General features: G+C 39.1%; 11 protein-coding genes and 2 pseudogenes. 3 read left to right on the top strand and 10 right to left on the bottom strand.

Annotated features, from left to right (window positions below; translation table 11 throughout):
• Nucleotides 1-240: 240 nt before the first annotated feature.
• A complete protein-coding gene (locus COJ96_RS30125) occupies nucleotides 241-399 on the bottom strand; it encodes a YuzK family famiily protein (RefSeq protein WP_483861185.1) in 159 nt (52 codons plus the stop codon).
• A 386-nt stretch (nucleotides 400-785) separates the two neighbouring features.
• On the opposite strand from COJ96_RS30125, the gene COJ96_RS18020 reads away from it, so the two are divergent.
• Complete coding sequence (locus COJ96_RS18020; RefSeq protein ID WP_180230170.1) at nucleotides 786-1361, top strand: MerR family transcriptional regulator; 576 nt, start codon at nucleotides 786-788, stop codon at nucleotides 1359-1361.
• Nucleotides 1362-1954: 593 nt separating this feature from the next.
• Here the strand turns inward: COJ96_RS18020 and hxlR are convergent.
• Entirely contained in the window at nucleotides 1955-2320 is a 366-nt protein-coding gene (hxlR, locus tag COJ96_RS18015) for a transcriptional activator HxlR (RefSeq protein ID WP_098575191.1), read from the bottom strand.
• 150 nt (nucleotides 2321-2470) lie between these two features.
• On the opposite strand from hxlR, the gene COJ96_RS18010 reads away from it, so the two are divergent.
• Nucleotides 2471-3460 (top strand): NADPH:quinone oxidoreductase family protein, encoded by a 990-nt coding sequence (locus COJ96_RS18010; RefSeq protein WP_098575190.1) that lies wholly within the window; start codon nucleotides 2471-2473, stop codon nucleotides 3458-3460.
• 53 nt (nucleotides 3461-3513) lie between these two features.
• Here COJ96_RS18010 and COJ96_RS18005 read toward each other — a convergent pair.
• The 8 genes and pseudogenes from COJ96_RS18005 to COJ96_RS29295 all read right to left on the bottom strand — a co-directional run.
• Nucleotides 3514-3666 (bottom strand): annotated as a pseudogene (locus COJ96_RS18005) (ribose-5-phosphate isomerase A); the annotation flags it as partial.
• An 11-nt stretch (nucleotides 3667-3677) separates the two neighbouring features.
• Nucleotides 3678-4013, bottom strand: a pseudogene (locus COJ96_RS18000) (DUF3231 family protein); the annotation flags it as partial.
• Nucleotides 4014-4091: 78 nt separating this feature from the next.
• Nucleotides 4092-4571, bottom strand: coding sequence for an SDR family oxidoreductase (locus COJ96_RS17995; RefSeq protein ID WP_257148555.1), 480 nt, complete (start codon nucleotides 4569-4571; stop codon nucleotides 4092-4094).
• Between the two features lie 268 nt (nucleotides 4572-4839).
• Nucleotides 4840-5862, bottom strand: a complete 1023-nt coding sequence (locus COJ96_RS17990) for an LLM class flavin-dependent oxidoreductase (RefSeq protein ID WP_098575187.1) — start codon at nucleotides 5860-5862, stop codon at nucleotides 4840-4842.
• 37 nt (nucleotides 5863-5899) lie between these two features.
• The gene (locus COJ96_RS17985) at nucleotides 5900-6865 is read right to left on the bottom strand and encodes a TIGR03571 family LLM class oxidoreductase (protein ID WP_098575186.1); all 966 of its coding nucleotides are present in this window, start codon (nucleotides 6863-6865) and stop codon (nucleotides 5900-5902) included.
• Nucleotides 6866-6876: 11 nt separating this feature from the next.
• Nucleotides 6877-7224, bottom strand: a complete 348-nt coding sequence (locus COJ96_RS17980; protein WP_098575185.1) for an ArsR/SmtB family transcription factor — start codon at nucleotides 7222-7224, stop codon at nucleotides 6877-6879.
• A gap of 234 nt (nucleotides 7225-7458) precedes the next feature.
• Nucleotides 7459-7743, bottom strand: a complete 285-nt coding sequence (locus COJ96_RS17970; RefSeq protein ID WP_098575183.1) for a putative quinol monooxygenase — start codon at nucleotides 7741-7743, stop codon at nucleotides 7459-7461.
• Between the two features lie 264 nt (nucleotides 7744-8007).
• On the bottom strand, nucleotides 8008-8142 hold the full coding sequence (locus COJ96_RS29295; protein ID WP_257148554.1) for a hypothetical protein: 135 nt from the start codon (nucleotides 8140-8142) through the stop codon (nucleotides 8008-8010).
• A 1083-nt stretch (nucleotides 8143-9225) separates the two neighbouring features.
• Here COJ96_RS29295 and COJ96_RS17965 point away from each other — a divergent pair.
• Nucleotides 9226-11253 (top strand): sigma-54-dependent Fis family transcriptional regulator, encoded by a 2028-nt coding sequence (locus COJ96_RS17965; RefSeq protein WP_098575182.1) that lies wholly within the window; start codon nucleotides 9226-9228, stop codon nucleotides 11251-11253.
• Nucleotides 11254-11409 lie beyond the last annotated feature (156 nt).

The raw sequence follows: 11409 nt of genomic DNA, 5'->3' as shown, positions 1-11409 counted from the left end.
TCAATTACTGAAACTGTCTTCTCTTTTTTATTATTTGGCTGTGTTAAACATGTCTGTTGATTTCCGTTCCAGGCACAAGCGGTTCGCGGGCGTGCCGGGGAGCCNNCCCGCAGGAGTCTTCGTGCCTGAAACGAAGGTCAACAGAGTGTTAATATCAACATTAATCTTTAACACAGCCTATTATTTAAAAGTAAAAAAAGGGAAACCAGTGTGGTTTATTCACATTGGTTTCCCTTTTATTCATACCTTTAAGCGATTATTATAATGAGCAAGTCTGTCTAAATCCGCAGTCATTCTACGACACCTAATATAGTCCTTTTTACGGCGTTTTTCGACTCTCATTCTCACTGTATGATTTCTACTGTAGTCTTCATAACCTACTCCATGGGCACTACGCATCGCTTTTTCCATTTCGCTCGTATAACTTAATTGTAAATGATTAATAACAAAATCATTCCTTTCAGTTTTTTTCACTTGGCGAATTGTTCTTTAATGTAGGTTTCATCTTATCATTGAATGCTGGGTCACACAAAGTCGAAAAAACGGTGTATTTTGCTGTATTAAGGAATGTCATCCAAACTCGAGAATATATCTCAGACATTCTAACTTTTTTAGCCAAATCCTTCCATATAATGCTTAACCTATAATTCCCATTGCTGATCATCAGTGACTGAGTTGACCATTAAATAAAGAAAACATCTATATAGTTCAGAAGATTGATTTTCTAACAAATAAAAGGAAATTTTCAATGATTTATAGAAATGTTAAATTGGAGGTGCAGTGTTATGACGATCATATATACACCTAGTGACGTACAGGAATTGCTTGGAATTGATGCAATTACATTACGGAAGTATGCTACCCACTTGGAAGGTCATGGGTATCTCGTTCAGCGTAATAGTAGAGGACATAGAACATATTTTGATAAGGATATTCTCACCCTCCGCAAAATAATCGAATTCACTAAACAAGAGGGTATGACGATGGACCGTTCTGTCGAAGCAGTAATGGCATTGGCCAATGAAGAAAATAACCTGGTTACTGAAGAAAATAATTCGGTAACCTTTAAGGAAGTAGTGCCCTTACAGACAATTAATGATGGCGATGCTGAGCAGAATACTAATACTAATGAGCTATTGAATCGTGTAGAACATTTGGAGGAAATAAACGTAGAATTAATCAAACTTTTGAAGGAGAAGGCAGTACGGGAAGCTAAGCAAGAAGAGAAAATTAATCAAATATGGAAGTATGTAGACCGGATGGAGCACCAGGAGAAGGAACGCGGGCTAATGATTGATGAAGAAACAAGAAAGCAAATCGCAGCCGCAGAGCAAAAGAAATGGTGGCAGTGGTGGAAATGAGAAGAGCCGTGCTAAAGATAAGCATGGCTTCTTTTTACAAGCATATGTCAGCAATGAAAAATTTTTTCATCTCGGGCATTAGTCGCCTCCACTTGTTACCGGTGTTTGTTGATTTCTTGTTTGCACTAGCCGGCTCCTGCATTTTGACCTTCCCACCTGGCTCATACACAGTCACTACACTTATAAAAATAACAACAATCCCCCAAATTAATCCTTTACTACCTAATACCTTTTTCCTTGATTCAAGAGCTAATGGTATGATGATAATACCGAACGGCTGATACTCTCATTTGCATACAATCCTTTGTAAAAATCATTTAATCCTATCAATAGCGAAATGAAAAATTTGAACAAGTACGCACTTCTTCATTACATAGTGAAAAAAACTATACTGTAAAATTTATTTAGTTTCCCCTACCTTATTTTATTAGGAAAAAATTATCTTTTCTTTTCCATACTAAAAAGAAGAATTACTATTATACTTTTTCTAAAGTGAACAAGGCACTACAAAATACTAAAAATAATTATTAAATTATCATGAAATTAGGTTGACCCCCCTTGGTCGGAGTCAACCTTAGATTACCAGTTAAAATTTATCTAATCGACTCTTGACTTACTAAAGGTTTCAACCCAGCTGTTTCCATATAATCTTTTCCCCAGTTATACATAGCATCGAGAATCGGCATCAAGCTTCTCCCTTGTTCAGTAAGGGAGTATTCTACTTTTGGAGGAACCACGGGATAGACTTCGCGTTTTACAATCAAGTCTTCTTCCAGTTCTCGCAATTGATTAACTAGCATTCTCTGTGTGATCCCTGGCATAAGAGCTTTCAGTTCACCAAATCGCTTCGTTCCCTCTTTGCCTAGATGCCATAATATAAGCATCTTCCATTTACCACCGATAACGGAAAGAGTTAATTCTTTTTCACAATTAAACATCTTATCCTGCATTCGTGACATTTCACTTCACCTCCATATTTATTATAACTCACAGTATACTTTTTTCACTATATAAAATAAAAGTATGTACTTGTAATATACTTCCATACATTATATATTAGCAGTGAATACAGAATTCTATTCTGCTGCTCAAGAAAGGAGTTAAAAAAAATGGAACAATTTAAAGCATTGATGATTGATAAAAATGAAAACGATTTTTCTGTTCAAGTCAAAAATATTACCTTAAATGAGTTACCTCAAGGTGATGTTTTAATCAAAGTTGTTTATTCTGCTATTAACTATAAAGATGGTTTAGCAAGTATTCCGAATGGGAAAATCATTACAACCTATCCCTTTATTCCAGGTATTGATTTAGCAGGGGTAGTCGTATCCTCTCAAGACCCACGTTTCCGTGAAGGGGACGAAGTCATTGCAACAAGCTATGAAATTGGTGTTTCCCATTATGGTGGTTATAGTGAATTTGCCCGAATTCCTGGTGATTGGATTGTCCAATTACCCAAAAATTTAACGTTGAAAGAATCAATGATTTTGGGGACAGCAGGTATTACTGCAGCCCTCTCCATTCAAAGGTTAGAAGATAACGGTTTAACACCAGAAAAAGGCAAAGTTCTTGTTACAGGAGCAACTGGCGGCGTAGGTAGTTTAGCTGTTTCCATGCTTTCAAAAAGAGGATACGAAGTAGTCGCTAGTACTGGTAAATTTTCTGAGCATACTTTTTTACATAAGATCGGTGCAAAAGAGATTATTTCTCGTGAAGATGTCTTTAACGGTAAAATCAAGCCCCTTGATAAACAAATATGGGCTGCGGCGGTTGATCCAGTAGGGGGGGAGACACTTGCATCCATCTTAAGTAAAATCCAATACAATGGTTCTGTTGCGGTCAGTGGTTTAACTGGTGGAGGAAGCATTCCTACCTCCGTGTTTCCGTTTATTTTACGTGGCATAAACCTTCTCGGTATTGATTCTGTTTATTGTCCAATGGATGTTCGGCAAGAACTATGGAATCGCATGACAACCGATTTAAAACCTTCTACTCTTTCTGAAATTATACAGAAAGAAATTACACTTAAAGAATTACCTCAAAACTTGCCTACTATTTTAAAAGGACAAGCAAGAGGTAGAATCATTGTAAAGATATAAAAAAAATAAGAGAAGAGAGGGACTCAAATTCTCTCTCTTATGTTCTTACCTACTTAACATGACCACATTTTTTCTTGATCTAAAGTGATCACCAAGTCAGTCACTCCAACAAACAACCCATTTTCAACGACTCCCGGTATCATGTTAAGCATTCGTTCTAACATTTCAGGCTGAACGTGCTCAGGAATTTGGCAGTCAAAAATATAGTTCCCATGATCTAATTCTTTGCCAAACTTTCGTGATCATTGGCAGAGGGAGGTTGTTCCATCCATCCCTTTTCTATTAATAGATTTATACTTATTCCATCTTCAGCAATTAAGGCAACTTCGTTAATCATTCGTGCGTAATCTGCCGTTAAGTCTCTTCTTTGTCCCATTGAATCTCGTACCTCTTTAGATTAACAAACTTGACTGAATCCTAACTCCAATACCATTTTCACCATTGTTTTCTGCATTTCAAGATGCACACCACTGATTTTAATTGCGTTAATAGGTCTACGTTTCCCGAACCAACCAGTTAAATAATTTTGCTTCCTAACAAAATCAATCTTTTGTTGAAAACTTATTTCTATTTTAGTTAGAACCGCTGCTTGGCAGGGTGATAAGCTTCAATTCAACATCCATTTAGGCCATTATACTAAGTGGGCTCCACCATCAATAAGAACAGCCGTACCAGTAGTAAAACCATTTTTAGCAAGGTATACATAGGTTTCAGCTATGTCTTCCGGCTTTGCAATCCGGCCAACAGGGAGCTGTTGTGCAATGCCGTTGAACAGTGCTTGCCTCTGATCATCTGGCATTCCTGCATAGATTGGAGTGTCTACGATTCCAGGTGAAACCACGTTTACCCTAATAGGGGCTAGGTCTACGGAAAGTCCTCGAACCAATCCTTCAATGGCTGAATTGATTGCCGCTAACGTAGTAGCGCCTTGAGGAGGACGAACGCCATATACACCAGAGGTTAAGGTGATTGAGCTCTCATTGTTTAAATATGGAAGTGCTGAGCGGACGGTAATATATTGCCCCCAGAACTTACTATCAAACGCCTCTTTAGCACTTGCCACAGGCAATTCGCTAAAGTGCCCCATTGCGCCTTCTCCTGCTGTTACCACAAGGTGGTCAAATTTTCCAACCTTGCTGAAAAATTCTGCTACTTTTTCTTCGCTTCGAAAATCGATTCTTCACTTTCCAACATTTGTTTCAGCACTTTAGCAGCATTTCGGTTAATTTTGCAGTTCATATCATTGTCTCCTATTCTAACAACTTTTATCTTTTTAATTAAGGAATCCTGTAAACAACCTCATAACCTGATTTCACGGTTTCATCCATATTCAATTCCCTAGAAAAATCAAAAAGGTTTCCTTGCTGATGTCCTCCTTTTTACCTTTCGCTTTTTGTAATTTCTGCCAGAAGCTCGTATGAATGCAGGCGAGCTTTGTGGTCGTAAACTTGGGCAATGGCCATGATTTCATCTGCCTGGCTCTCCTCCAAAAATGTATGCAGCTTGTCCTTTACCGTCTGCTGGCTGCCAACAATCGATGAGCCTAATTGCTGCTCGAGAGCCTTTAATTGGTAGCTGCTGGACACTTCGGATATGTCATCTACCGGTGGTTGAAGCGGTGTAAGGTTGCCACTCATCAGATTCAAAAATTGCTGCTGTATTGTTGTAAAAAGGCGCTTTGCCTCTTTATCCGTTTCTGCTGTAATGATATTCAATGCCACCATCGCATACGGCTTATCGAGAACATTCGAAGGCTTAAACGCCTTGCGATAGATCTGTAGAGCACCCAGAGTGTTAAGTGGCGAGAAATGGGCGGCAAACGCGAATGGCAAACCCAGTTCTCCGGCCAGCTGCGCACTGAAGCCGCTTGAACCCAGCAGCCAGACTGGAATATTCAAACCTTCACCTGGAATCGCTTTTATAGGGTTCCCTTGTGCCAGTGATGGATCAAAGTAACCGCGGAGTTCCGCTAATTGCTCAGGAAAGTCATCTCCGGCACTTCCCAAGTCGCGTCTCAATGCACGAGCGGTCCCCTGATCTGTACCAGGTGCCCGCCCCAGACCAAAGTCAATTCGCCCAGGATATAATGATTCAAGAGTGCCAAACTGCTCAGCGATGACGAGCGGTGCGTGATTCGGCAGCATGATTCCTCCTGAACCAATCCTGATTTTTGATGTACCTGCTGCCACATGGGACATCACCACAGAAGTGGCGGAACTGGCGATAAACGGCATATTATGATGTTCTGCGAGCCAAAAACGGTTGTAACCAAGTTTTTCAGCAAGCTGTGCGAGTTCCAATGTATGGCGGAAAGAGTCAGCAGGAGTACTTCCGGCTGTTATCGGTGAAAGATCAAGCACCGAGAATGGAATTTCGTTTAGTTTATTTGCATGTTTAGACATAAGTTCATCTTCTTCCCTATCTAATTTTTTTAAAAAACTAATCTAATACTGGAATTTTATGCGTCGGAAAGTAAGGCAACACAAACTCTCCAAGCTCCTGGATGACTTCCTCGGGAGGGCGCTTTGAAAAATACAATACAAATGCCAGGTGATTGACACCAATGGATTGAAATTGATATAGAATTTCTAATAACTGTTTGCGCCCTACACGAAATCCTAACGGAATCGGAACAGGAAACGAATCGGCATTTTCCGATAAATCGATAAATAAAGTCTGAGTGAAAGGTTTAAACACTCCTGGAGCGTGAATTTCCGACAACTCGCGATATTCGTTAATCAATTGAGTTTGTTGTGGGAAAATCCTCGGGTACTGGATCCAGCCGTCCCCATTCTGGGCGATCCATTCAATCGATTGATTGCTGAATCCTGTCACCATGGTCGGAATCGAAGAAAAAGGTTTGGGGATCATTCTCATATCCGTTCCATCGATGATGCCTAAATCGCTGTTGATTGTCGGATTGTCCTCCTTTAACAGCCGTTCAAGGAATGCATAATTCTTTTTAAACAGCCCTCCACTTTCCAGCTTGGATATTCCCAAAGCTGTGAAATCTTTATCCCGGTCTCCTGAAGCCACTCCCATGATCAGGCGTTCAGGAAACAACCGGTCAATAGATGATGCTTCCTTTGCCACTCGGACAGGATGGCGCAGCGGGAGGACCACACTCGCCGTCCCAAGTGCAATATCCTTGGTATGGGCCGCAAGATAGGTCAAATAAATCCATACATCATACATTTGACCATTATCATCAATATTCAAATTCTGAATCGTAACGTCCCGAAGCCACAATGCCGCGAAACCATGGTCTTCAATTTTGCGGGCAAGCGACAGCTGATTCTCCATAATCGGATATTTGGACATCCTTGCCGTCGGAATCGCGAAACCAAGCGTCATTTTATCCTGTTGGTACAACCTGTTAAATGCTCGATGCTGTAATAAACTCACTTCAATTCTCCTTATATTTTTGTACCAATGTATTTTTCGAACTTTTTAATCGTCTCCTCATTACGGCGATAATACGTCCATTGTCCGATTCGCTTCATTTCAACCAGTCTGCTTTGCAGCAGAATCGATAAATACTGTGAAGTAGTGGATTGCGAAATCCCGGCCTTGCTTCGGATATCCCCTACGCAAACCCCGCCTTCAAATCCTTCATCAGCAATAATATGGGCTTGCGGTGAAAAATGACTGTCGGGATCTTTTAACATTTGAAGAATGCTCACCCTCGTCTGGTTCGACAATGCCTTAAAAATTTCAACGGCTTGTTCATCATTTAAGCGTTCCAATTCCTGCTTCAATGTCATTTGCCTCTTTCTATATCGATTATCACTATCCCAATGGAAGCTGGATAGATGATCTGAAAGTATAACGCCAAATCGGTAATTCGCGATATTAATATATTAGCCATCTGGTCCGTCCAAATCAAAAGATTTGTTTCGAAGGAGATACGGCGAAAAACTCCCATCTTAAAAAAGACGACTAAAAAACCTGCATATAACAGGTTTTTCCGACGGTTCCGCCACTCCATCTTTGTAAACTTATTCCATTATCTTTAGCTTATACACTTCTCTAGTTGATACAAGGTCTGCAATATTGTTCCTGTATTCCTGATAATGAGCCGACTGAATATGGTGTTCCAGCGCTTCCTCATCCTTCCACACTTCATATAAAACAAAAGTTTGGTCTTCAGATTGGTGCAAGTCATACTTTATACAACCCGCCTCTTCCCTTGATGCAGCTTGGACCTTTTTGAGTTCTGATAATAGTTGCCCCTGCAGGCCTTCTTTTGGTTTTAATACAGCAGTAATTACAATATGCTCCATTTTCATCCCCCTTAATAATGAATAGTTTGTCTTTCTTTTATAAAGTTTTTAAGGTGGCGGTGGCGTACCAGATCCACCAATAACAATTTCGGAATTAAACAATTAAGAATAAGCTTACATTTACAATGTTGCTTTACAAAACCTATTAGAAAAGAAGCACCTTCGCTTAACTGTAAGGAGGGTGCTTTTTTCTACCCATCATTAAAAATTAAAATGTTCGAAAGGTCCAACACGACTAAACCAAGGCATTTTTAATCCATTTTATTAATCATTTTTGGTAACATATTCCTTCACCCATTGCTGGGTGCAATCTTCAAGGCAACCTGTGTTATATCGTTCTCCTCCTTCTATCCCCTGAATCACTTGTTTAATGCGTTGAATTTCGTAAACTTTTTCCATATGTAACACTTTCTTTGTTTGAGAAGGAAGCAATGATAGGCGCAAACCGGGCGAAGGTTAGCTTACGAAGAAGCAGCTTGCCAGTCAGGCATAGGCAACGGGCCTGCTTTTTGCCCGTTGTCGTTCAAAATCGAGTGAAGCCCAATGACTTTGGGTCAGTTGGGAAGCGTTTTTGCTTCCTTACTGACCCTTAGCCTACTTGGCTTTGCCTATTTTGTTTGCCTGGCGCTGCCCTTCACACGGTCATAAGCCCACTCATTATAATTGAGAGAACAAAGAAGGCTACTTCCGTCCGAGCGTGGCAGTCACTATCCAGAGGTATAAGACGCCTAATGGCAAAGGGTTCGATGCCCTTTTGCCATTAAAAAAACATGGTCTGAGCATCCGATGCGAACAGCTGCAGAAAGGTAGAAGCATCGGTTGAAAGGAGAGGCTCGATGCAAGAGCTTTTCAATTAAGAAAAGCGATTTTTATTCAATAGAATTTCGAAGAAAGACTTCGAAGAAAAAGAGCGTACTGTCTCCTTGCGTCAGCATGGAGGCAGTCGGCCTTTTTAGGGGTCCGATGCCCCTAAAAAGCCGCCAACACACTTTTAGTCATTAGGAGCAATACATAGCGAGCGACACGATTCATGGCGTAGCCGGGAATTTTCCATGCTCTTAGGTACACTAAAACATCCGATTAACATCTTCCCATTCGTCCAAACAAAGCTACTCCGGTCTGTTGTTGTTTTAGAGGATCCTTCATTAACGCTATCGCGGCAACAACTGCCATAAATGCCTTTTGTGCTGATTCTCAATCCTGAGCAAATTTCTTACTGTCGGGTATGTTCCTATTCTTATTTTTATTTCTTCTCACACTGCTGAATTTGATGGATGCTGCTGAAGTCGCTGTATAAATTCAAATTTTTTTGAATTTTGTTGAATTTTAGCTTATAATTATTGTCGACTGATTTCATTAAAAATTTACATTGTCCTAATAAACGAATATTTCTAAACAATCCTCTTTTCTTATTTAACGCACTTTATAACAAAAAATGTAAGCGTATACACTATCCCTAATTTTTATAAGAGGTGATATAGAATGAAAAGTCAATTTATTTCATTAAATGTTAACGAATCTCCAACCGATGAAAAAGTGAGGCTTTCAAAAGTTTGGGGAAATTTTATTTCCGGAAAAGAATTGGATGTAAAAGTGAGACCTCTAACCCAGCAATCATGGATTCGTTCCTTAGAACATGGTATCAATCCGATAAGAGGAATAGCCCCATTTACTTTAACAGAGGAAAAGATTTTAGAATATAAATCGTCTATGCCTCTTTATTCCATTATAAAACCTATATTTTCAGAATTAAAAGAAGTAGCTATCGACTCAGGTCATCTAGTGGTTTTTTGCAATAATAATGGAGAAATTATTGATTTAGAAGGAGATTCGTTGCTTAAAAGGGCAGCGGAAAGAATGAATTTTACAGTTGGAACTTCATGGTTAGAAAATAATATTGGAACTAATGGTATTGGTACTGCTCTCGCTACAGGTTCTCCTATGCAAGTTTTTGCTAGTGAGCATTTTTGTGAACCCGTCCATAATTGGACATGTTCAGCCGCTCCTATTAGAGATCCTGCAACAAATGAAATTATTGGAGTAATTAATTTAACAGGGGAATGGAGGCTGATACATCCTCACTCGTTGTCTACTGCTATTTCAATAGCACAGACCATTGAAGGGAAACTTCTTAATATACTTGAACTTGAACGGTATAAGTTATTGGACCATTATATTGAATCAAGTATTAGAAACCCAAATAGAGTAACAGCAATACTTGATCGTGCAGGTCAAGTAATAAAGGCTAACCATCTTTTTTATGCAAATGGATGGGTCGAGGACAATAGCAACTGTATAACTGATCTAGAAAATCTAAATTTAATAAATGAGCAAAGATGGCAGTCGAAAAAAAGTGAAGGTTGGTGGTTCGAATTAGTTCCTTTTTATTATAGGAATAAACGAATCGGATCCGTTGTACAGGCTATTTCACCAAAGGTTTCCGCGAAGATTTCTGAAAATAATGTAAAATATTCTTTCTTAAATCTTATTGGTGAATCTAAAGATTTTCAATCTGTGATTTCAGAAGCTCGTACTATTGCAGACCTAAATTTACCGGTACTTATTGAAGGAGAAAGCGGAACCGGAAAGGAATTATTCGCACAATCTATTCATGCTGCTAGTTCTCGTTCTTCAGGACCCTTTATTGCTGTTAACTGTGGGGCAATTCAAAAAGACCTTGCAGAGAGTGAATTATTTGGTTATGAAGAGGGAACCTTTACAGGAGGACAAAAGGGAGGAAGATCAGGGAAATTCCAACAGGCCGAAGGCGGAACTATATTTCTAGATGAAATAGGGGAAATGCCGTTAAATTTGCAAACCATTTTACTACGAGTTCTTGAAGAAGGAGAAATTGTTCGCCTTGGTGGTAAGAAGCCTATGAAATTAAATGTAAGAGTTATTGCAGCTACCAACCGTGATTTAAAAAAAGCTTCACAAGAGGGAACATTTCGTCTTGATCTTTATTATCGACTGAACATTCTTTCGCTACAGATCCCACCATTGCGTGGTAGATCGGAAGATATTCCTCTGCTACTAGACCATTTGTTAAAAAACGTTTGTAGGCAGATGGGACGCCCCCAACTTAAGATCGATAATGAAGCATTACAATTCCTTGAACAATACGAATGGCCTGGGAATGTTCGAGAACTGCGAAATTTCGTTTATAAAATGGTTGTGAAAGTACTAGATAATAATCCAATAACTATTTCTGATCTTCCAAAAGAAATTATTGATCATAAAAACAATAAACAGCATGACTATAATACTTCAAATCATAACAATACTAAATATGGGCAATCTCTCTTAACCCCACAATATGATTCCAAAACTAATATCCAACTTTTAAAAGATCAGGAACTACAGACTATATTAAAGGTGCTTGATGACGTAAATGGTAATGTTAAAGAGGCTGCTAAAAGACTAGGAATACATCGAAGTACAATATACCGAAAGCTCTCGCGTCTTAATGAACTTAAAAATCAAGGGAATGTTACTACGTTTACTACATAAAGTACTTACACGAAAAATGTTGTGAATTATATAAATTTATAAAATAAAAAAATCACAAAGTCATTTCAGAGAAGTGATATTATTCCTTTTGTGTAGACAGTTTAGACCTATGGCTATCCTAGGATTACAGCTGTCATCAGATAAAATTCCTATTCT

Origin of the sequence: Bacillus sp. AFS073361, from assembly GCF_002567005.1 — a bacterium.
GTDB lineage: Bacteria > Bacillota > Bacilli > Bacillales > Cytobacillaceae > Neobacillus.
The sequence above is the reverse complement of the archived record's forward strand: the minus strand, read 5'-3'. Positions and strand labels throughout refer to the sequence as shown.

Coding starts and splice junctions, on each gene's coding strand:
- COJ96_RS18020 (WP_180230170.1), top strand. CDS start 786: ATGACGATCATATATACACCTAGTGACGTACAGGAATTGCTTGGAATT.
- COJ96_RS30125 (WP_483861185.1), bottom strand. CDS start 399: ATGCGTAGTGCCCATGGAGTAGGTTATGAAGACTACAGTAGAAATCAT.
- hxlR (WP_098575191.1), bottom strand. CDS start 2,320: ATGTCACGAATGCAGGATAAGATGTTTAATTGTGAAAAAGAATTAACT.
- COJ96_RS17965 (WP_098575182.1), top strand. CDS start 9,226: ATGAAAAGTCAATTTATTTCATTAAATGTTAACGAATCTCCAACCGAT.
- COJ96_RS17970 (WP_098575183.1), bottom strand. CDS start 7,743: ATGGAGCATATTGTAATTACTGCTGTATTAAAACCAAAAGAAGGCCTG.
- COJ96_RS17980 (WP_098575185.1), bottom strand. CDS start 7,224: ATGACATTGAAGCAGGAATTGGAACGCTTAAATGATGAACAAGCCGTT.
- COJ96_RS18010 (WP_098575190.1), top strand. CDS start 2,471: ATGGAACAATTTAAAGCATTGATGATTGATAAAAATGAAAACGATTTT.
- COJ96_RS29295 (WP_257148554.1), bottom strand. CDS start 8,142: ATGGAAAAAGTTTACGAAATTCAACGCATTAAACAAGTGATTCAGGGG.
- COJ96_RS17990 (WP_098575187.1), bottom strand. CDS start 5,862: ATGTCTAAACATGCAAATAAACTAAACGAAATTCCATTCTCGGTGCTT.